The sequence below is a fragment of the Pseudomonas sp. GW456-12-10-14-LB2 genome, from assembly GCF_002884345.1.
Lineage (GTDB): Bacteria > Pseudomonadota > Gammaproteobacteria > Pseudomonadales > Pseudomonadaceae > Aquipseudomonas > Aquipseudomonas paraglycinae.
In genome coordinates, this window is sequence record NZ_POHV01000013.1 from 123776 (window position 1) to 141949 (window position 18174).

An 18174-nucleotide genomic window follows, 5' to 3' on the forward strand; every position below is an offset into this window, starting at 1 on the left:
TGTCTCGGCCGAGTATCCCGGCCGGGAGGAACGATCTGAATGAGAGTCTGGGCAGTCGCCAATCAAAAGGGTGGTGTTGGTAAAACCACTTCTTCCATCGCTTTAGCCGGTTTGCTGGCAGAGGCGGGCAAGCGCGTGGTCGTGGTCGATCTGGACCCGCACGGCTCGATGACCAGCTATTTCGGTTACGACCCCGACAGCCTGGAACACAGCAACTACGACCTGTTTCTGCACAAGGGCAGCGTGCCGCAAGGCCTGCCGGGCCAGCTGCTGCTGTCGACCAGCGATGAACGCATTTCCCTGTTGCCGTCGAGCACCGCGCTGGCCACCCTCGAGCGCCAGTCGCCGGGGCAGAGTGGCCTGGGTCTGGTGATCGCCAAGAGTCTGGCGCAGCTGTGGCAGGACTTCGATTACGCGATCATCGACAGCCCGCCGTTGCTCGGAGTGTTGATGGTCAACGCCCTGGCCGCGAGCCAGCAACTGGTGATCCCGGTGCAGACCGAGCACCTGGCCGTCAAAGGCCTGGAGCGTATGGTCAATACCCTGGCGATGATCAACCGCTCGCGCAAACAGGCGCTGCCGTTCAGCATCGTGCCGACCCTGTTCGACCGCCGCACTCAGGCGTCGATGGGCACCTTGCGCGTGCTGCGTGACAAATTCCCCGACGAGATATGGCAGGGTTACATCCCGGTCGATACCCGTCTGCGCGACGCCAGTCGTGCCGGTGTCACCCCTTCGCAGTTCGACGGCAAGAGCCGTGGCGTGCTGGCTTACCGCGCGCTGCTCAAGCATCTGCTGGCGCAGCAACTCGTTCCGCAGGTGGCTTGAGCATGAATCGGCCGATCAAGCTGACGTCCAAGCCGCAACTGGCGCTGCAGTCCTATCTGGACGGCTTGCTGCAGGAAGTGCCGGACGAGGTCGAGCAGCAAATCGCAGCCCCGGTCGAGGTGGTCGAGACCGCCGCGGCGCTCGATGAATTCCAGGCCGCCGTGCTTGAAGAGCAGGCCCGGGATGCGCAAAAAACCGCCCGGCCGATCGCCCCGGTTGCAGCGCCTGCCGCTGTAGTAGCGAAGGCGCCTGCGACGTTGATCAAAGAGCCTGAGCCGGTGCGCGTGGTATCGACCCTGGCGCCGCTGCTGCAAACCCAGCTTCTGCAAACGCCTCCGGCTCCCGTAGTCCCAGAGCCAGAATCTGAAGCACCTGCGCCAGCCCCGGTCGAACCAACCCTGGTTGCGCCGCTGGTGGAAGTGCATCTGCCGCCCAGCAACACGCCGCCACCGGTAGAAACCGACGGTCGTCCAGCCTGGGCTTCGGAAGCGTTCGAATGCCTGCTGTTCGACGTCGCCGGGTTGACCCTGGCCGTGCCGCTGGTGTGCCTGGGCTCGATCTATTCGCTGGCCGGCCATGAGCTGACGCCGCTGTTCGGTCAGCCGGAATGGTTCCTCGGGATTCTGCCGAGCCAGGCCGGCAACCTGAAGGTGCTGGACACCGCACGCTGGGTCATGCCGGATCGCTACCGCGATGATTTCCGTCAGGGCCTGCAATACGTGATTTCGGTGCAGGGTTACGAGTGGGGCCTGGCGGTGCATCAGGTCAGTCGCTCGTTGCGTCTGGAGCCGAATGAAATCAAATGGAGAAGTCACCGGGGTCAGCGGCCATGGCTCGCCGGGACGGTGATTGAACACATGTGCGCCTTGCTCGATGTTTCCGCACTGGCCGAGTTGATCGCCAGCGGTGGGGCAAAGCACATGTCCGGCAGTAAGCCGAACCACAAACCGACATAAAGACAGTACCGGCATTCAAATGCCGGCGAACGAAACACACACCGCCAGGCGCGGTTTTTCGAGGGGCTAGGGTATGAACGACAAGGCTACGGCGGCAAAGGGTTCCGAAGATCCGATCCTGCAATGGGTGACCTTCAAGCTGGACAACGAAACCTACGGCATCAACGTGATGCGCGTTCAGGAAGTCCTGCGCTACACCGAGATCGCTCCGGTTCCGGGTGCGCCAAGCTACGTGCTGGGCATCATCAACCTGCGCGGCAACGTGGTGACCGTGATCGATACCCGTCAGCGCTTCGGCCTGATGAGCGGTGAGATCAGCGACAACACCCGTATCGTCATCATCGAAGCCGACAAGCAAGTGGTTGGCATCATGGTCGACAGCGTGGCCGAAGTGGTTTACCTGCGTCAGTCGGAAATCGAAACCGCACCGAACGTCGGTAACGAAGAGTCGGCCAAGTTCATCCAGGGCGTGTGCAACAAGAACAACGAGTTGCTGATCCTGGTCGAGCTGGACAAGATGATGAGCGAAGAAGAATGGTCGGAACTGGAGAACATCTGATTGATTCTCGAGGTAGCGGTCATTGTCCTGTTCCTGTTCTGGGCAGGCACGCTGGCGATGTTTCTGGCGTACATCAAGGCGCAGCGGGTGATCGCTGCGCAACAGGCCCAGGGCGATGCGCTGCGTGATCAGCGCATCAAGGACCTGGCCAAGCGTGTCGACGATTACCAGAACGGCAACGTGCGCATGGGCGAAGCCCTGCACGAGCTGCGCTCGGTCGTCGGTCCGATCCCGGACAAACTCGCCCAGCTCGAGCAGCGTGATCCATCCAGCCTGTCATTCGCCCAGGCGGCGAAACTGGTGGGGATGGGCGCGAGTGTCGATGAGCTGACCCAGTCCTGCGGGTTGACCCAGGCTGAGGCGGAGTTGATGCGCAAGCTGCACAGAAGCAGCTAAAAGCCTCAGGTGGGAACGAAAAAACGCAGTCATCGATGACTGCGTTTTTTTTGCCTTCAGTAATCGTCGCCGCGTTCGGTGACGTCTTTCTCGACCATCGGTGCATCCGGGTTGTGTCCCGCCGGGAACTTGCCCTTGAGGTTCCAGGCGAACGCGATGATCTCGGCGATCGTGCGGTACAGCTCTTCGGGGATGCTGTCGCCCAGTTCCATCCGCGCCAGCAACTTCACCAGTTCGGCGTTTTCGTAGATCGGCACTTCACAGTCGCGGGCGATCCGCAGGATTTCTTCGGCCAGTTCTTCGTCGCCCTTGGCGGTGAGGGTCGGGGCGTGGCTGCCGTCGTATTTGAGGGCGATGGCCTGGCGTGGAGCGGTGGTGTCATTCATGCGGTTTCGTCGACCCAGCGGTGTTCGAGGCGGGTTTGGATGCCTTGCGGCGGGGTGCCGAGGTGGCAGTCGATGTCGCCGACGTTCAGCCCGGAATCCAGCAGGCGCTGGCGCAGTGCAGTCAGATTGCTTTCGATCAGGCTCGCGGTGTACGGCCGCTCGGCCCATAGCTGACTGGACAGGCTGCCGCTGATCAATTGCGCCTGAATCTGCATCGGCCCCAGCGGTTCCATGTCGAACGCCAGATCGACGCGCCACAGTTGTTGTTTCGGCTCGCGCTCATCGCGGCGCTGCTCGTTCGCTTCCTGTTTCTCCGGTGCTTCTTCGCGCTGGAACTTGACCTGCAACGGCACGATGTCCTGCAGGTTGCGCATCGGGATTTCCAGTTGCCAGGTGCTCAGCAGGCGGCCGTCGTCGGTGACGCCGGTCTGTTCCAGACTCGACAGCTGATGGCTTTGCAAGCGCGACACGGCGGCTGCGGCGAGGCGCAGCAAATGTTCCAGATCGCCTTCACCTTCCAGACTTTGCAGCAGCCGGTCGGGCAGCGGAAAACTGCTCGGCACCGGCTTCGCACTGACCTGACCGAGCATGCCCAGGGCGTTGCGCACAAAGCTCGGCAGCGCCTGGGCCAGCGTGTTGGCGGCGATGATCGCATTCAGGTTGGTATTGCCGGGCAGGCCGGGGGTTATCTGGGCGATCAGCTTGAGCAGATCGGCTTTCATGTCCGGGGCCAGTGTCGGGTTCTGTCCGGTCAGCAGTTTGGTTTCGAGGAACACGCCGCTGTTGGCCAGCGCCTGGGCCAGACCTTTTGGGGTGCTCAGTTGCTGCACGTCCGGCAGGTTGGCGAGCAGTTTGTCCACGGCGGCACGCAAATCCTGGGAGGTCTGATCGGTGGCGGGGGGCAGGCTCTGGAGCATTTTCAGCAAGCCGTCGAGCGAGCCCTGACGGCTTTGCTGACTGACCAGTTGCTGGCTGACCGCCAGTTGTTCCTGGCGATTGCTCAGCGGCAGGAACTTCAGGGTTTGCGAGTCCTGCACCAGCGCCGACAGCAAGGTGCCGATACGCAACGGTTGCGGGCTGTCGATGCTCAGGGTGGTGCCGCTCAACGCGGTGTTGAGCAGGCTGACCATCGAGCGATACACCGTCGGTTGCCCCGGCACCTGCGGCAAGACCTGAGCCGTCAGCACCTTGCCTTGTAGCAGCGTGCCGACCGGCAGTTGCGCGGTGTCGATGCGGGTGAGGGTGGCGACGCTGCTGGCGATGGCCTGTTGCACGGTGATCGCCAGATTGCCCGCCGACGGCTGGGTGATCGCCAGGCTGGTGCCCTGAGGCAGCGGCAGATTGCTGGTCGCCTGCACGGTGGTCTGACGGCCGCTGTCCAGCGTCACCTTGAGCAGCAACTGAAAGGTCTGATCCGCCTGCTTGAGCGACAACACCTCGGCCTTGGCGCTCTGGCCGGCGGCAATCAGCCCGTCGACCGGCGTCAGCAACTTCAGCAACTCACCCACCTGCGGGCGAACAGTCGCCGGGGTGGTGGGCGGGAGCGGGAGGATGTTCATTTCGCCTGTCATACGCGGACACAACCTGAGGAAAATGCACTCGGGAGAGAGGATGGCGACATGTATAATGCCGCCCGTCGTTCCAGGAGTGGCGAAAACATTGCAATTGTTTGACGCAGCTCTCTAGATCGAGCCGTCATTGCATTTATGCTGCAACTCTTTAACGGCCGCGCCAGAGCCGACTTGAACCGTATAAGGCCCGTAAACCCTTGACCAGTCCTGTCCTGCAAACCGTTGCCCTCGCGTGTGAACGTGATCTCAGACTGCTCTTCGACAATCTCGAATTGAGACTGGCCAGTGGCGATATGGTGCAGATCAGCGGCCCCAACGGCAGCGGCAAGACCAGCCTGCTGCGTTTGCTGGCCGGTTTGATGCAGCCGACCGACGGTCAGGTACTGCTCAACGGCAAGCCGCTGGGCGAGCAACGCAGCGAGCTGGCGCGCAACCTGCTGTGGATCGGCCATGCCGCCGGGATCAAGGATCTGCTCACGCCGGAAGAAAACCTCGCCTGGCTCTGCGCCCTGCATCAACCCGCCGAACGCGACGCGATCTGGCAGGCCCTGGCGGCGGTTGGATTGCGCGGTTTCGAGGATGTTCCCTGCCACAGTCTGTCCGCCGGCCAGCAGCGCCGCGTGGCATTGGCGCGGTTGTATCTGGACAGCCCGCCGTTGTGGATTCTCGACGAACCGTTCACCGCCCTCGACAAACAGGGCGTGGCACAGCTTGAAGAACACCTGGCCGGGCACTGCGAACGGGGAGGGCTGGTGGTGCTCACCACGCACCATACGCTGAGCCGGATGCCGGCCGGTTATCGCGACATCGATCTGGGGAATTGGGCGGTATGAGTGTGTTCGGCCTGCTGGTTGCCCGTGAATCCCGACTGCTGTTCCGCCGCCCGGCGGAGCTGGCCAATCCGCTGATTTTCTTCGCCATCGTCATCGCGCTGTTCCCGCTGGCCGTCGGACCGGAAACTCAAGTATTGCAAAACTTGTCCCCGGGGTTAGTCTGGGTGGCGGCACTTTTGTCGGTCCTGCTCTCGCTGGACGGGCTTTTCCGCAGTGATTTCGAAGATGGCTCCCTTGAACAGTGGGTCCTTTCGCCGCACCCCCTGCCACTTCTGGTATTGGCCAAGGTGCTGGCACACTGGCTTTTTTCCGGGCTGGCACTGGTTTTGCTCTCGCCGTTACTGGCGTTGATGCTCGGGTTGCCGGCTGCGTGTCTGCCGGTTTTGCTGCTTTCGTTGCTGCTGGGAACACCGGTGCTGAGCTTGCTCGGCGCGGTGGGCGCGGCGCTGACGGTCGGTCTGAAACGTGGTGGCCTGTTGCTGGCGCTGCTGATTCTGCCGTTGTACATCCCGGTGTTGATCCTCGGCAGTGGCGCCTTGCAGGCGGCATTGCAGGGCATGCCGGCGCTTGGTTATCTGTTGTGGCTTGGCAGCCTGACCGCCCTGGCGATAACCCTGACACCTTTTGCAATAGCGGCTGGCCTGAAGATCAGCGTCGGCGAATAATGAGGTCTGGTTAAAATTTAACCAGCAAAGACCCTGAGACTGCTCACACCGATGAGCGGCACCCGTGATGGAAACAGTATGAACTGGACCTGGTTTCACAAGCTCGGCTCGCCCAAGTGGTTCTACGGCATCAGCAGCAAGTTGCTGCCGTGGTTGAGCCTCGCCGCGTTGTTGCTGATCTGCGTTGGCGTCATCTGGGGCCTGGCCTTCGCGCCGCCGGACTATCAGCAAGGCAACAGCTTTCGCATCATCTATATCCACGTGCCCGCCGCGATGCTCGCTCAGTCGATCTACGTGATGCTGGCGGTGTGCGGGGTGGTCGGGCTGGTGTGGAAGATGAAACTGGCCGATGTCGCCCTGCAGTGCGCCGCACCGATCGGTGCGTGGATGACCGCCGTGGCGCTGGTCACCGGGGCGATCTGGGGCAAACCGACCTGGGGTTCGTGGTGGGTCTGGGACGCGCGTCTGACCTCGATGCTGATTCTGCTGTTCCTGTATTTCGGCGTGATCGCGCTGGGCAACGCCATCAGCAACCGCGACAGCGCCGCCAAGGCCTGCGCGGTGCTGGCCATCGTCGGCGTGATCAACATTCCGATCATCAAATACTCGGTGGAGTGGTGGAACACTCTGCACCAGGGCGCGACCTTCACCCTCACCGAAAAACCGGCGATGCCCGTCGAGATGTGGCTACCGCTGCTGCTGACGGTGCTGGGTTTCTACTGTTTCTTCGGCGCCGTGCTGTTGCTGCGCATGCGCCTTGAAGTGCTCAAGCGCGAAGCCCGCGCCAGTTGGGTGAAAGAAGAAGTGCAGAACAGCCTGGAGGCCGCTCGATGAGTTTCGCGTCATTCGGCGACTTCCTCGCCATGGGCCATCACGGCCTGTATGTCTGGTCGGCCTACGGCATCTGTCTGGCGGTACTGATCCTCAACGTGGCGGCGCCGATCGCGGCCCGCAAGCGTTATCTGCAACAAGAGGCGCGTCGTCTGCGCCGGGAGAACGGCAAGTGAATCCGCTGCGTAAAAAGCGTCTGATCATCATCCTGGCAATTCTGGTCGGGGTCGGCGCTGCCGTCGGCTTGGCCCTGAGCGCCCTGCAGCAGAACATAAACCTGTTTTACACCCCGACCCAGATCGCCAACGGCGAAGCGCCGCAGGACACCCGCATCCGCGCCGGCGGCATGGTCGAGAAGGGCTCGCTGCAACGCTCCACGGATTCGCTGGACGTGAAATTCGTGGTCACTGACTTCAACAAGTCCGTGACCATCACCTACCGTGGAATCCTACCGGATCTGTTCCGTGAAGGGCAGGGCATCGTCGCACTGGGCAAGCTCAACGCCGATGGCGTGGTAGTCGCCGATGAAGTACTGGCCAAGCACGACGAGAAATACATGCCGCCGGAAGTGACCAAAGCCCTGAAGGACAGCGGCCAATCCGCGCCAACCCCTGCGAAGGAGGGTTGATCGATGACCTCCAGCATTTTCATTCCTGAGTTGGGCCATCTGGCCATGATCCTCGCGCTGTGTTTTGCGCTTGTGCAGGCGGTGGTGCCGTTGCTCGGTGCCTGGCGCGGCGATCGTCTGTGGATGGGGCTCGCCCAACCGGCGGCGTGGGGGCAGTTCGCATTTCTGCTGTTCGCCTTCGGTTGCCTGACCTACGCCTTCATGACCGACGATTTCTCCGTGGCTTACGTCGCGATGAACTCCAACAGCGCGCTGCCGTGGTACTACAAGTTCAGCGCGGTGTGGGGCGCCCACGAAGGGTCGCTGCTGCTGTGGGCGTTGATCCTTGGCGGCTGGACCTTCGCCGTGTCGGTGTTCTCCCGGCAACTGCCGCAAGTGATGCTCGCTCGCGTGCTGGCGGTGATGGGCATGATCAGCACCGGTTTCCTGCTGTTCCTGATCCTCACCTCGAACCCGTTTTCGCGGATCCTGCCGCAGATCCCGGCCGACGGTCGTGACCTCAACCCATTGCTGCAGGACATCGGCCTGATCGTCCATCCGCCGATGCTGTACATGGGCTACGTCGGTTTCTCGGTGGCCTTCGCGTTCGCCATCGCCGCATTGCTCGGCGGTCGTCTCGATGCCGCGTGGGCACGCTGGTCGCGTCCGTGGACCATCGTCGCCTGGGCCTTCCTCGGCATCGGCATCACCCTCGGTTCGTGGTGGGCTTACTACGAACTCGGCTGGGGTGGCTGGTGGTTCTGGGACCCGGTGGAAAACGCCTCCTTCATGCCATGGCTGGTGGGCACGGCGCTGATTCACTCGCTGGCGGTCACCGAGAAACGTGGCGTGTTCAAGAGCTGGACGGTGTTGCTGGCCATTGCCGCGTTCTCCCTGAGCCTGCTCGGCACCTTCCTCGTGCGTTCCGGCGTGCTGACCTCGGTGCACGCGTTTGCCTCCGATCCTGAGCGCGGCGTGTTCATCCTGATCTTCCTGCTGTTCGTGGTCGGTGGTTCGCTGACCCTGTTTGCGCTGCGCGCGCCGGTGGTCAAGAGCCAGGTCGGTTTCAATCTGTGGTCGCGAGAAACCCTGCTGCTGGGCAATAACCTGGTGCTGGTGGTGGCAGCGTCGATGATCCTGCTCGGCACCCTGTATCCGCTGATTCTCGACGCGATCAGCGGCGCCAAGCTGTCGGTCGGCCCGCCGTACTTCAACGCGTTGTTCATTCCGTTGATGGCGCTGTTGATGTTGGTGATGGCGGTCGGCGTGATCGTGCGCTGGAAAGACACTCCGGTGAAATGGCTGGTCAGCATGCTGACCCCGGTGCTGCTGGGCAGCGTTGCGCTGGCGGTGGTAGCCGGCGTCGCCTACGGCGATTTCAACTGGGCCGTCATCGCGACGTTCCTGCTCGCGGCCTGGGTGTTGCTGGCCGGCGTGCGCGACATCTTCGACAAGACCCGCCACAAAGGTCTGATCAAAGGCCTGCCGACCCTGACCCGCAGTTACTGGGGCATGCAGATCGCCCACCTCGGTATCGCCGTCTGTGCGCTGGGCGTGGTGTTGTCGAGCCAGAACAGTGCCGAACGCGACCTGCGTCTGGCACCAGGCGAGTCGATGGATCTGGCCGGTTATCAGTTCGTGTTCGAAGGCGCCAAGCACTTCGAAGGCCCGAACTTCACCTCCGACAAGGGCACCGTCCGGGTGATCCGCAACGGTCAGGAAATCAGCGTGCTGCACCCGGAAAAACGTCTGTACACCGTGCAGAACTCGGTGATGACCGAGGCCGGGATCGACGCCGGTTTCACCCGCGACCTCTACGTCGCCCTGGGCGAACCGTTGGGCGATGGCGCCTGGGCGGTGCGGGTTCACGTCAAGCCGTTCGTGCGCTGGATCTGGTTCGGCGGTCTGCTGACCGGTTTCGGTGGTCTGCTGGCGGCGCTGGATCGGCGTTATCGAGTGAAGGTCAAAGCCCGCGTGCGTGAAGCGCTGGGCATGGAAGGAGCCGCTGCATGAGACGTTGGTTGATGCTGGTGCCATTGGCGATTTTCCTGCTGGTGGCCGTATTCCTTTATCGCGGTCTGTATCTGGATCCGGCGGAGCTGCCGTCGGCGATGATCAACAAGCCGTTCCCGGAGTTTTCGCTGCCGGCGGTGCAGGGCGACAAGACCCTGACCAAGGCCGACATTCTCGGCAAACCGGCACTGGTCAACGTCTGGGGCACCTGGTGCATTTCCTGCCGGGTCGAGCACCCGGTGCTGAACAAACTCGCCGAGCGCGGCGTGGTGATCTACGGCATCAACTACAAGGACACCAACGCCGATGCGTTGAAGTGGCTGGCCGAATTCCACAATCCGTATCAACTCGACATCCGCGACGACGAAGGCTCCCTGGGCCTGAACCTCGGTGTCTACGGTGCGCCGGAAACCTTCTTCATCGACGCCAAGGGCATCATCCGCGACAAGTACGTCGGGGTGATCGACGAGCAGGTCTGGCGGGAAAAACTGGCGGCCAAGTATCAGGCGCTGGTCGACGAGGCCAAGCCATGAAGCGCTTTTTAGCTGCCATGGTGCTGGGCTTGAGCCTGGCCGGTGTGGCCCACGCCGCCATCGATACTTACGAGTTCGCCAAAGAAGGCGATCGCGAACGTTTTCGCGAACTGACCAAGGAACTGCGCTGCCCCAAGTGCCAGAACCAGGACATCGCCGACTCCAACGCGCCGATTGCCGCCGACCTGCGCAAAGAGATTTTCCGCATGCTCGGCGAGGGCAAGGACAATCAGCAGATCATCGACTTCATGGTCGACCGCTACGGTGATTTCGTCCGCTACAAACCGGCGCTCAATGCCAAGACCGCTTTGCTCTGGTTCGGCCCGGCCGGCCTGTTGCTGGGTGGCTTCGTGGTGATCGCGGTGATCGTCCGCCGCCGTCGCGGGCAGCGCGCCGAGACGCCGCAATCGCTGTCCCCTGAAGAGCGTCAGCGCCTCGACCAACTGTTGGATAAAAACCAAGAATGATTGATTTCTGGCTTGCCGCAGGGCTGTTGCTTCTGGTCGCCCTGAGTTTCCTGCTGATCCCCGTCCTGCGTGAACGTCGCGCCCAGCGTGAAGAGGATCGAACCGCTCTCAACGTCGCGCTGTATCAGGAACGCGTCGCCGAACTGCAATCGCAGCAGGCCGAAGGCGTGCTCGACGCCGCGCAAATGGACAGCGGCCGCGCCGAAGCCGCCCGTGAATTGCTGGCCGACACCGAAGGCGTGGCGCCGGCGCGGGTTTCGCGTTTGGGTAAACCACTTCCATTGCTGGCAGCCGTGCTGGTGCCGGTGTTGGGACTCGGTCTGTATCTGCATTTTGGCGCGAGCGACAAGGTCGAACTGACCCGGGAGTTCGCCCAGGCGCCGCAGTCGATGGAAGAGATGACTCAGCGTCTGGAGCGCGCAGTTGCCGCACAACCGGATTCGGCTGAAGGCGTGTATTTCCTCGGTCGTACCTATATGGCTCAGGATCGCCCGGCGGACGCGGCGAAGATGTTCGAGCGCGCGGTCAATCTCGCCGGTCGCCAGCCGGAACTGCTCGGCCAGTGGGCGCAGGCCCAGTACTTTGCCGACAACAAAAAATGGTCGGACAAGGTTCAGGCCCTGACCGACGAAGCGCTGAAAGCCGATCCGAAGGAAGTCACCAGCCTCGGTCTGTTGGGCATCGCCGCGTTCGAAGGCGAGCGTTATCAGGAAGCCATCGACTACTGGAACCGTCTGCTGGCGCAACTGCCGCCACAGGACAAATCCCGCGAGGCCCTGCAGGGCGGCATCACCCGCGCCACCGAAAAGCTGCAGGCCAGCGGTGGCAAGGTCGCCTCGGCGCCAGCAGCGAAAGCGGCGGCGTTGTTGAAAGTGCGTGTGGATCTGGCCAGCGAGCTCAAAGCCAAGGTGCAACCGGGTGACAGCGTGTTCATTTTTGCCCGCGCCACCTCGGGCCCGCCGGCACCGCTGGCAGCCAAGCGCCTGACCGTCGCCGATCTGCCGGTGACCGTGGAGCTGGGCGATGCCGACGCGATGATGCCGCAATTGAAACTGTCGAACTTCCCCGAAGTCCAACTGGTTGCGCGCATCTCCCGTGCCGGTCAACCGACCGCCGGTGAGTGGGTCGGTCGCAGCGGGCCTCTGGCCAGCAGCACCACCGCGCCGCAGACACTGACCATCGACAGCCCGGACAAATAGCCGGAACCAACAGGAAAGCACCGCCATGAACGCCATCGCCCGAATCACAGTCCTCACACTGGCCCTGGGCTTGAGCGCATGTGCGGTGCAACGACCGGAGCCGACCACCAGGCTGCCGCCTATCCCGCCGTCACAACCCAGCCCGACCCCGTCGACCACCCCGACGCCGAGCAAGCCGGGCATCCCGGCCAAACCCGCCAAACCCGTCCCGCGCACCTCGGCCAGCTTCGCCCCGCCCCCGGGCGGCAACAGCCACTGGGACCAGAAACTGGGCGTGTACGTGCTCGACGACCAGACCAACACCTTCTACCGCCAGCGCACCTACTACCGCTGGAACAACGGCTGGAGCCGCTCGATCAGCCCCAACGGCCCGTGGGAAGAAACCAACATCCACGGCGTACCGGCGGGACTGGGCAAGCAGTTCGGGGAGTAATGAAAAACGGCGATCTCAGGATCGCCGTTTTGCTGTCTGGGGTGATGAGCAATGCCTCACTCGTATCCTGTCATCAACGCCTGAGCTTGCTTTGCGAGAAGCGCCAATGCCAGCTCGCTGGGGCAGTGCATCAATCACATGCTGCAAAACAACCGAACGTCGTGCTGCGAATTTCTGTGCTTGAGTAAAGATAACTCTAGGGTTACTTTTGTTAAGCCGAAGCAAGGAGGCGGTTGGTGCAGAGCAGGTTATTGATCAAGGAGCTGGAGGAGGCAGGCTGGACGCTGGACCGGATAACCGGCAGCCACCACATCTTCACGCACCGTTACAACCCATACACGATTCCCGTCCCGCATCCGAAAAAGGATTTGCCGGTCGGGACGGTCAAGAGCATCAGGAGGCGTGCCGGGTTGTACAACCCGCCAGCCAGTTACAGAGGAGATCCGTAATGCAATACCCAATCTGCATCGAATGGGGTGACGAGAACACCGCCATCGGGATTCAGATCCCCGATATTCCCGGCGCGATTACTGCCGGAGATACGTTTGAGGATGCCTACAACGCGGCCGTCGAGATTGCCCACATCATGCTGCAGGAGATTGCGGCCGATGGCGACTCGATTCCGATGCCGACTTCGGCGGCGACCCATCGCAACAACCCGGAGTTCGCGGACATGGGTTGGGGCATGCTCGAGCTGGACATCTCGCCGTACATGGGCAAGACCGAAAAGGTCAACGTGACGTTGCCGGGCTATGTCATCCAGCGAATCGACCGCTACGTGCGTGAGCACAACGTCAAAAGCCGCTCTTCCTTTCTGGCGGATGCCGCCATGGAAAAACTGGTCCGGCATTGAGCATCAAGCACTGTCGGATCAGCAATCCGGCAGTGCTTTCAGATTCTAGGCCGTTGCCAGAACAGGCTTCTGCGAAGCACTCAAAAACCGCACAAGCGCCAGCAGCGGGAACGCGCTGCCAACAATCACGATCCACAACCAGCCGCCATGCTCGTACACCGCACTCGCCACTGACGAGCCGAAGGCGCCGCCGACGAAGATGCTGGTCATGTACAGCGCGTTGAGGCGGCCGCGGCTTTTGGCGTCGAGGGAGTAGACCGCGCGCTGGCCGAGCACCATGTTCATCTGTACGCAGAAATCGAGCACAACGCCGGTCACGGCCAGGCCGATCACGCTGTAGGCCGGGTGGATGAAGGCGGGCAGGAAACTCAGACTGGCGAACAGCATGGCCAGCAGCGAGGCTATGCGGGTGTGGCCGGCGTCGGCCAGGCGTCCGCTGATCGGCGCGGCGATGGCACCGATGGCGCCGACCAGGGCGAAGATCGCGATTTCACTCTGGGACAGGCCATGGTTGCGCGCCAGTTCCAGCGGCACGGCGGTCCAGAACAGGCTGAAGGTGGCGAACATGCAGGCCTGATAAAACGCTCGCTGACGCAGCACCGGTTGTTTGCGCAGCAGCGTCCACAACGATCCGAGTAACTGGCCGTAGGAGGCGCTGTGATCCGGCTGGCGCTTGGGCACAGTCAGCGCCAAAACCACGCTGATCGCTGCCATCAAGCCTGCCGCGATCATGAACATCGCCCGCCAGCCGAGATGGTCGGCGACCACGCTCGACACCGGCCGCGCCAGCAGAATCCCCAGCAGCAAACCGCCCATGATCCCGCCGACCACCCGGCCACGGGATTCTTCCGGCGCCAGATGAGCCGCCAATGGAATCAACACCTGCACCGACACCGAGCTGAACCCCACCAGCAACGAAATCAGCAGGAACACATTCGGTTGATCGGTAAACGCCGCGCCGAGCAGGCTGGCAATTGCCACCACGGTGGTGATGATCATCAACCGGCGGTTTTCCAGCAGGTCCGCCAGCGGCACCAGAAAGAACAGGCCCAGCGCATAGCCGATCTGGGTCAGCGACACGATGAAACTGGCCATGGTGTCGCTCAGGCCGATGTCCGGCGCGATCAGGCCGATGATCGGCTGGGCGTAGTAAATGTTGGCAACGATGGCGCCGCAGCAGAAAGCGAACAGCAGCACCATGCCTCGGGTCATTGCGTGAGTTGTGGCGGTCATAGGGTTTCTCGATCCAGCGAAAAGGAATGCGGTGAGGCTAAGGGACGGGCCGAGCCGGCAGTAGAGGCTTCTGATCGATATCAGTTATTCCGTTGCGGAACAGGTGGCGCCGAACAATCCATTGTTCATCGGCGAACCTTGCGTCCGACCGTTGAGCGTCGATGATACATTCACTTACATCTTGTTCGATAGCGTGCTTATGTTGTGACCGGGTTTCAGCGTTCATCAACGGAGGATTGCGATGTTTCGTCAGTTGCTTCGCCACACCACAACGATTGCCCTGATCAGTCTGCTCGGCGCCACTGCCGCACAGGCCGCCGAAGCGCCCGGCATGCGCATGGGCGTGCGCGGGGAAATTACCGGGGTCAGTTCCGACTCGCTCAAGGTTCACGTCAACAGCGGTGAAAACGTCGTGATCCAGTTGACCCCGGACACCAAGGTCCGCGCGGTTACCCTGGCCAATATCGAAGACATCAAGCCCGGCAGCTACATCGGCTCGGCCGCCATTCCCCAGGAGGATGGCACGCTCAAGGCGCTGGAGGTTCACGTATTCCCGCCGGAGCTGGCGGGCAGCGGCGACGGTCATCGGCCGTTCGACCTGGCCAAGGGCAGCAGCATGACCAACGGCAGCGTCGGCGATCTGGTGGTCAGCAACGGCCGGGTGCTGACCGTCAACTACAAGGGCGGCCAGCAGAAGATCCTGGTGCCGGAGGACGTGCCGATCGTCAACCTGACGCCGGGCGATCGCAGCCTGCTCAAGGTCGGGGTGAAGATCGTCACCTTCGTGACCCAGAGCGCGGATGGCACGCTGACTGCGCAATCGATCTCGGCGGGCAAGGATGGCGTCAAGCCGCCCATGTAGCCGCCCACAAAAAAGGCGACCTCTGCAGGTCGCCTTTTTCATGTCAGCTCAAGCCTTACTGGCCGCTGTAGATCTGGTCGAAGATCCCGCCATCGTTGAAGTGGGTCTTCTGCACGGTGCGCCAGTCGCCGAAGGTCTTCTCGACCGACAGGAAGTCGACTTTCGGGAAACGGTCGGTGTACTTGGCCAGTACCGCCGGGTCACGTGGACGCAGGTAGTTGGCGGCCGCGATTTCCTGACCTTCCGGCGACCACAGGAACTTCAGGTATTCCTCGGCAGCGGCGCGGGAGCCTTTCTTCTCGACCACTTTGTCGACCACCGACACCGGCGGCTCGGCTTCGGCGGAGACGCTCGGGTAGATGACTTCGAACTGGTCGCGGCCGAACTCGCGGGCGATCATTTCGGCTTCGTTTTCGAAGGTCACCAGCACGTCGCCGATCTGGTTGGTCATGAACGTGGTGGTCGCGGCGCGGCCACCGGTATCCAGCACTGGCGCCTGCTTGAACAGCTTGCCGACGAAGTCTTTCGCCTTGTTCTCGTCACCGCCGTTTTTCAGCACGTAGCCCCAGGCCGACAGGTAGGTGTAGCGGCCGTTGCCCGAGGTTTTCGGGTTCGGCACGATAACCTGCACGCCGTCCTTGAGCAGGTCCGGCCAGTCTTTCAGGGCTTTCGGGTTGCCTTTGCGCACGATGAATACGGTCGCGGAGGTGAATGGCGCACTGTTGTTCGGCAGGCGGGTGACCCAGTCCTTCGGCACCAGTTGGCCGTTGTCGGCCAGGGCGTTGATGTCGGTGGCCATGTTCATGGTGATGACGTCAGCCGGCAGGCCGTCGATGACCGAACGGGCTTGCTTGCTCGAACCGCCGAAAGACATCTGCACCGTGATGTTTTCGTTGTGTTCGGCCTGCCAGTGTTTCTGGAACGCAGTGTTGTAGTCCTTGTAGAAATCGCGCATCACGTCGTAGGAAACGTTGAGCAGGGTCGGTGCGGCCTGAGCCACGCTGCCGAAGGCAAGACCAGCGGCGAGAAGTGAGGCGCCAAAGAGTTTTTTCACTGCGCATTCCTTGTTCTGTGGGGGTGTTTTTTTACAAAGATGAGGCCATTTGCCAGCGACTATAGCGGGGCGCGCATAGTCGTTTAAAGATTAAAAAGAACTTTGCTTATTCCATTTTATTGAATAACTGATTACCGCAGCGCGAACAGAATGCCGCGCCGCTTTCATGGCTCTTTTTCTGGCAAACCGGGCAGTCGTGTTGCAACTGTTCACCACGCATCGCATTGGCCAGTTCGGCGGTGAAGATCCCGGTGGGTACCGCGATGATCGAGTAACCAGTGATCATCACCAGCGACGAAATCACCTGGCCCAACGGAGTCTTCGGCACGATGTCGCCTAAGCCGACGGTGGTCAGGGTCACGATAGCCCAATAGATGCCCTTGGGAATGCTGGTGAATCCGTGTTCCGGGCCTTCGATCACGTACATCAACGTACCGAACACCGTTACCAGTGTGCAGACGCTCACCAGAAACACCACGATCTTCTGCTTGCTGCCACGCAGCGCCGACATCAGGTAGTTGGCTTGCTTGAGGTACGGACTGAGTTTGAGGACGCGGAAAATTCGCAGCATCCGGATGATCCGGATAATCAGCAGGTACTGCGCATCGCTGTAGTACAGCGCGAGAATGCCCGGCACGATCGCCAGCAGATCCACCAATCCATAAAAACTGAAGGCATAGCGCAGCGGTTTGGGCGAGCAGTACAGACGCAGAATGTACTCGCCGGCAAAGATGATGGTGAACCCCCACTCGATATACGCCAGCACATCGGCGTAATTGCGGTGAACGCTGTCGATGCTGTCGAGCATCACGATCACCAGGCTGGCCAGAATGATCAGCAGCAGAATGCCGTCGAAACGTCGCCCGGCGGGGGTGTCGCTCTGGAAAATCATGACGTAAAGCTGTTCACGCCAGTGCTTGTTACTGTCCATGGATCGCGCCTGAATCAAAGATCAGCGCAGCCTAGGTTGATTCTCCCCGTGAGCGCAAGGCGCGCCGCTGATCTGCGGTTGCTGCATCAGGCGAATGCCGGTGCGCAGCAGCCAGCAGGCAAGAATGAACGGTGCAGTAAGAGTCGCAAGACCCAGGGCACTGAACAGCGGCGTCAGCAGCAGCGCCAGGCCGATGCCGAACAGCGGCAGCCACGGTTGCTGGCGCTGGGCGCTGAAGGCGAGGGCGGCGAGCACCGCGTTGTAGCCACCCAACCCCAGCAACGCGACCTGGCTGTCGTGGTGCAACAGACTGGAACCCAGACCGATTACCGAAGCCAGCAGCGCCCAGGCAAAGGCCCGGCGATCGGCGATCAGCAAACCGGCGGCGATCAATCCACCGGCCAACGGATGGTCGAGGAACATCACCTGACCGAAGCCTTTCAGGGCGGCACCGAGCAGGTTCACGGTGTTCAGCTCAAGTGCCGGAGCCGGCGTCGAAGGCTCGGCGAAACACAGGAACACCCAGCTCAACAATACGAACGGTGCAGTGTAGGCGGGCAGGTACTCGGTGAGGCGTGCGCGCTTGAGCCATTGCTGCGTGATCATCGCGCTCAGACCGCCGGCCGCCAGAATCAGCGGCGGCAGCATCGGCGACCAGGGGAAATACAGGCTCAGCAACAGACCGACCAGCACGCCGTTGTAGCTGAACAGTCCGGCCTGGCGATCCGCCTTGGCGTAGTTGCGCCGTTGCGCGGTGAGCAAACCGGCGACCGCGCCCAGCAGCGCGCCGGCGAACAGCACCGGCGCGGTAAATAAAATGGCCAGAAGGCACAGGAGTCCACACAGCGGATGGCGCTGGAGGAAGATTTGACTGAAGCCGTTGAGCAAGGCCTCGGCCCAGTCAGGGCAGTGGGTGTTGAAATGATTGGCAGGCATGTCTGGAGAATCTGGGCAGTGGGAAAAT

The 18174-nt window shown here is 61.8% G+C and carries 23 protein-coding genes; 17 read left to right on the forward strand and 6 right to left on the reverse strand.

Annotated elements, in window-relative coordinates; all coding sequences use genetic code 11:
* Positions 1-39: 39 nt before the first annotated feature.
* The 4 genes from C1X29_RS11430 to C1X29_RS11445 all read left to right on the forward strand — a co-directional run bounded on the left by C1X29_RS11430 (position 40) and on the right by C1X29_RS11445 (position 2739).
* Positions 40-828 carry a ParA family protein gene (locus C1X29_RS11430; protein ID WP_007959220.1) on the forward strand — a complete coding sequence of 263 codons (789 nt, stop codon included), beginning with the start codon at positions 40-42 and terminating at the stop codon, positions 826-828.
* A 2-nt stretch (positions 829-830) separates the two neighbouring features.
* Positions 831-1784: a CheW domain-containing protein gene (locus tag C1X29_RS11435; RefSeq protein ID WP_102717476.1), complete on the forward strand. Its 954-nt coding sequence runs from the start codon at positions 831-833 to the stop codon at positions 1782-1784.
* A 73-nt stretch (positions 1785-1857) separates the two neighbouring features.
* A complete protein-coding gene (locus C1X29_RS11440; RefSeq protein ID WP_007959223.1) occupies positions 1858-2343 on the forward strand; it encodes a chemotaxis protein CheW in 486 nt (161 codons plus the stop codon).
* Complete coding sequence (locus C1X29_RS11445; protein ID WP_007959226.1) at positions 2344-2739, forward strand: DUF2802 domain-containing protein; 396 nt, start codon at positions 2344-2346, stop codon at positions 2737-2739.
* A gap of 56 nt (positions 2740-2795) precedes the next feature.
* Here C1X29_RS11445 and C1X29_RS11450 read toward each other — a convergent pair whose 3' ends face one another.
* Positions 2796-3125, reverse strand: a complete 330-nt coding sequence (locus C1X29_RS11450) for an EscU/YscU/HrcU family type III secretion system export apparatus switch protein (protein ID WP_007959228.1) — start codon at positions 3123-3125, stop codon at positions 2796-2798.
* Entirely contained in the window at positions 3122-4696 is a 1575-nt protein-coding gene (locus tag C1X29_RS11455; RefSeq protein WP_102717477.1) for a flagellar hook-length control protein FliK, read from the reverse strand. Before C1X29_RS11455 ends, C1X29_RS11450 begins: the two co-directional genes overlap by 4 nt.
* A gap of 197 nt (positions 4697-4893) precedes the next feature.
* On the opposite strand from C1X29_RS11455, the gene ccmA reads away from it, so the two are divergent.
* From ccmA to C1X29_RS11515, 12 genes are all read left to right on the forward strand, one after another.
* A complete protein-coding gene (ccmA, locus tag C1X29_RS11460; RefSeq protein ID WP_007959232.1) occupies positions 4894-5529 on the forward strand; it encodes a cytochrome c biogenesis heme-transporting ATPase CcmA in 636 nt (211 codons plus the stop codon).
* Positions 5526-6194 carry a heme exporter protein CcmB gene (gene ccmB / locus C1X29_RS11465; RefSeq protein WP_011333083.1) on the forward strand — a complete coding sequence of 223 codons (669 nt, stop codon included), beginning with the start codon at positions 5526-5528 and terminating at the stop codon, positions 6192-6194. Before ccmA ends, ccmB begins: the two co-directional genes overlap by 4 nt.
* Positions 6195-6272: 78 nt before the next feature.
* The gene (gene ccmC, locus C1X29_RS11470) at positions 6273-7028 is read left to right on the forward strand and encodes a heme ABC transporter permease (RefSeq protein WP_102686055.1); all 756 of its coding nucleotides are present in this window, start codon (positions 6273-6275) and stop codon (positions 7026-7028) included.
* Positions 7025-7201, forward strand: coding sequence for a heme exporter protein CcmD (gene ccmD / locus C1X29_RS11475; RefSeq protein ID WP_011333085.1), 177 nt, complete (start codon positions 7025-7027; stop codon positions 7199-7201). The genes ccmC and ccmD overlap by 4 nt, the downstream gene beginning before the upstream one ends.
* Complete coding sequence (gene ccmE / locus C1X29_RS11480; protein WP_011333086.1) at positions 7198-7653, forward strand: cytochrome c maturation protein CcmE; 456 nt, start codon at positions 7198-7200, stop codon at positions 7651-7653. The genes ccmD and ccmE overlap by 4 nt, the downstream gene beginning before the upstream one ends.
* A gap of 3 nt (positions 7654-7656) precedes the next feature.
* The gene (locus C1X29_RS11485; RefSeq protein ID WP_064594418.1) at positions 7657-9645 is read left to right on the forward strand and encodes a heme lyase CcmF/NrfE family subunit; all 1989 of its coding nucleotides are present in this window, start codon (positions 7657-7659) and stop codon (positions 9643-9645) included.
* Positions 9642-10178: a DsbE family thiol:disulfide interchange protein gene (locus C1X29_RS11490; RefSeq protein ID WP_007959246.1), complete on the forward strand. Its 537-nt coding sequence runs from the start codon at positions 9642-9644 to the stop codon at positions 10176-10178. Before C1X29_RS11485 ends, C1X29_RS11490 begins: the two co-directional genes overlap by 4 nt.
* A complete protein-coding gene (locus tag C1X29_RS11495; RefSeq protein WP_011333089.1) occupies positions 10175-10645 on the forward strand; it encodes a cytochrome c-type biogenesis protein in 471 nt (156 codons plus the stop codon). The genes C1X29_RS11490 and C1X29_RS11495 overlap by 4 nt, the downstream gene beginning before the upstream one ends.
* Positions 10642-11844, forward strand: a complete 1203-nt coding sequence (gene ccmI / locus C1X29_RS11500) for a c-type cytochrome biogenesis protein CcmI (protein WP_102717478.1) — start codon at positions 10642-10644, stop codon at positions 11842-11844. The genes C1X29_RS11495 and ccmI overlap by 4 nt, the downstream gene beginning before the upstream one ends.
* Before the next feature lie 25 nt (positions 11845-11869).
* Entirely contained in the window at positions 11870-12277 is a 408-nt protein-coding gene (locus tag C1X29_RS11505; protein WP_085605822.1) for a hypothetical protein, read from the forward strand.
* A gap of 236 nt (positions 12278-12513) precedes the next feature.
* Positions 12514-12726, forward strand: coding sequence for a type II toxin-antitoxin system HicA family toxin (locus C1X29_RS11510; protein WP_085611511.1), 213 nt, complete (start codon positions 12514-12516; stop codon positions 12724-12726).
* Positions 12726-13130 (forward strand): type II toxin-antitoxin system HicB family antitoxin, encoded by a 405-nt coding sequence (locus tag C1X29_RS11515; protein WP_011333093.1) that lies wholly within the window; start codon positions 12726-12728, stop codon positions 13128-13130. The genes C1X29_RS11510 and C1X29_RS11515 overlap by 1 nt, the downstream gene beginning before the upstream one ends.
* 45 nt (positions 13131-13175) lie before the next feature.
* On the opposite strand, the gene C1X29_RS11520 is transcribed toward C1X29_RS11515, so the two are convergent.
* Positions 13176-14363, reverse strand: coding sequence for an MFS transporter (locus C1X29_RS11520; protein ID WP_011333094.1), 1188 nt, complete (start codon positions 14361-14363; stop codon positions 13176-13178).
* A gap of 241 nt (positions 14364-14604) precedes the next feature.
* Here C1X29_RS11520 and C1X29_RS11525 point away from each other — a divergent pair, with 241 nt between their 5' ends.
* Entirely contained in the window at positions 14605-15225 is a 621-nt protein-coding gene (locus C1X29_RS11525) for a DUF5666 domain-containing protein (protein ID WP_102717479.1), read from the forward strand.
* A gap of 55 nt (positions 15226-15280) precedes the next feature.
* Here C1X29_RS11525 and C1X29_RS11530 read toward each other — a convergent pair whose 3' ends face one another.
* From C1X29_RS11530 to C1X29_RS11540, 3 genes are all read right to left on the reverse strand, one after another.
* Positions 15281-16279 carry a sulfate ABC transporter substrate-binding protein gene (locus tag C1X29_RS11530; protein ID WP_085747093.1) on the reverse strand — a complete coding sequence of 333 codons (999 nt, stop codon included), beginning with the start codon at positions 16277-16279 and terminating at the stop codon, positions 15281-15283.
* A gap of 106 nt (positions 16280-16385) precedes the next feature.
* Positions 16386-17210, reverse strand: coding sequence for an ion transporter (locus C1X29_RS11535; protein ID WP_102717480.1), 825 nt, complete (start codon positions 17208-17210; stop codon positions 16386-16388).
* Between the two features lie 21 nt (positions 17211-17231).
* Positions 17232-18146, reverse strand: coding sequence for an urea transporter (locus C1X29_RS11540; RefSeq protein WP_102717481.1), 915 nt, complete (start codon positions 18144-18146; stop codon positions 17232-17234).
* Between the last annotated feature and the right edge of the window lie 28 nt (positions 18147-18174).

Excerpts from the sequence above, each read along its gene's own strand:
- C1X29_RS11440 (WP_007959223.1), top strand. The coding sequence starts at position 1,858 with ATGAACGACAAGGCTACGGCGGCAAAGGGTTCCGAAGATCCGATCCTG.
- C1X29_RS11525 (WP_102717479.1), top strand. The coding sequence starts at position 14,605 with ATGTTTCGTCAGTTGCTTCGCCACACCACAACGATTGCCCTGATCAGT.
- C1X29_RS11455 (WP_102717477.1), bottom strand. The coding sequence starts at position 4,696 with ATGACAGGCGAAATGAACATCCTCCCGCTCCCGCCCACCACCCCGGCG.
- C1X29_RS11540 (WP_102717481.1), bottom strand. The coding sequence starts at position 18,146 with ATGCCTGCCAATCATTTCAACACCCACTGCCCTGACTGGGCCGAGGCC.
- ccmI (WP_102717478.1), top strand. The coding sequence starts at position 10,642 with ATGATTGATTTCTGGCTTGCCGCAGGGCTGTTGCTTCTGGTCGCCCTG.
- C1X29_RS11450 (WP_007959228.1), bottom strand. The coding sequence starts at position 3,125 with ATGAATGACACCACCGCTCCACGCCAGGCCATCGCCCTCAAATACGAC.
- C1X29_RS11485 (WP_064594418.1), top strand. The coding sequence starts at position 7,657 with ATGACCTCCAGCATTTTCATTCCTGAGTTGGGCCATCTGGCCATGATC.
- C1X29_RS11490 (WP_007959246.1), top strand. The coding sequence starts at position 9,642 with ATGAGACGTTGGTTGATGCTGGTGCCATTGGCGATTTTCCTGCTGGTG.
- C1X29_RS11435 (WP_102717476.1), top strand. The coding sequence starts at position 831 with ATGAATCGGCCGATCAAGCTGACGTCCAAGCCGCAACTGGCGCTGCAG.
- C1X29_RS11520 (WP_011333094.1), bottom strand. The coding sequence starts at position 14,363 with ATGACCGCCACAACTCACGCAATGACCCGAGGCATGGTGCTGCTGTTC.
- C1X29_RS11430 (WP_007959220.1), top strand. The coding sequence starts at position 40 with ATGAGAGTCTGGGCAGTCGCCAATCAAAAGGGTGGTGTTGGTAAAACC.
- C1X29_RS11515 (WP_011333093.1), top strand. The coding sequence starts at position 12,726 with ATGCAATACCCAATCTGCATCGAATGGGGTGACGAGAACACCGCCATC.
- C1X29_RS11495 (WP_011333089.1), top strand. The coding sequence starts at position 10,175 with ATGAAGCGCTTTTTAGCTGCCATGGTGCTGGGCTTGAGCCTGGCCGGT.
- C1X29_RS11505 (WP_085605822.1), top strand. The coding sequence starts at position 11,870 with ATGAACGCCATCGCCCGAATCACAGTCCTCACACTGGCCCTGGGCTTG.
- ccmB (WP_011333083.1), top strand. The coding sequence starts at position 5,526 with ATGAGTGTGTTCGGCCTGCTGGTTGCCCGTGAATCCCGACTGCTGTTC.
- C1X29_RS11535 (WP_102717480.1), bottom strand. The coding sequence starts at position 17,210 with ATGGACAGTAACAAGCACTGGCGTGAACAGCTTTACGTCATGATTTTC.
- ccmD (WP_011333085.1), top strand. The coding sequence starts at position 7,025 with ATGAGTTTCGCGTCATTCGGCGACTTCCTCGCCATGGGCCATCACGGC.
- ccmC (WP_102686055.1), top strand. The coding sequence starts at position 6,273 with ATGAACTGGACCTGGTTTCACAAGCTCGGCTCGCCCAAGTGGTTCTAC.